This is a genomic window from Bacillus sp. Nf3 (assembly GCF_003028545.1).
Taxonomy (GTDB): domain Bacteria; phylum Bacillota; class Bacilli; order Bacillales; family Bacillaceae; genus Bacillus; species Bacillus safensis.
Genome location: NZ_PYUA01000061.1, coordinates 1 through 610, shown reverse-complemented (window position 1 = coordinate 610; position 610 = coordinate 1). Strand labels below are relative to the sequence as shown.

Annotated in this window: 1 protein-coding gene; it reads left to right on the top strand. The window is 67.4% G+C overall.

What is annotated here, in order from left to right:
- Positions 1-445, top strand: a 445-nt coding sequence (locus C9414_RS20850; RefSeq protein WP_142398075.1) for a winged helix-turn-helix domain-containing protein, incomplete at its 5' end; no start/stop codon positions are given.
- Positions 446-610: the final 165 nt, after the last annotated feature.

Genomic DNA, 610 nt, shown 5'->3' with positions numbered 1-610 from the left:
GGGCCTGGAAATGGGCGCCGACGACTACCTGGCCAAGCCGTTCGAGCCGCGCGAGCTGCTGGCGCGCATCCGCAACGTGCTGCGCCGGACCGAGGCGCTGCCGGCCAACCTGGAACCGCTGGCGGTGCGCCGCGCGCGCTTCTCGCGCTGGGTGTTCGACCTGGAGCATCGCCACCTGGTCGATCCGGATGACCGCGTGGTGGTGCTGTCCGGTGCCGAATTCCGCCTGCTGCGGGTGTTCATCGCCCACGCCAACAAGGTGCTGTCGCGTGAGCAGCTGGTCGCGCTCAGCAGTGGCCGCAACTACGAGGCGCAGGACCGGGCGATCGACCTGCAGGTCAGCCGGCTGCGTAACAAGCTCGGTGACGATGGCGGCCCGGACGGCCTGATCAAGACCGTGCGCAACGAAGGCTACGTGCTGGCTTCGTCGGTGAACCTGGAATAAGCCACGATGAATCGCCTGCGCCATTTCCTGTCCTCGATGGTCGGGCGGTTGTTCGTGATCCTGCTGCTGGGCATGAGCGTGGCCGCGATCGGCGCGACCATGCTGGCGACGTCCAAGCGCCAGCAGGAGTTCGAGCGGCAGAATCTGAACCGCATTGCCGACCGC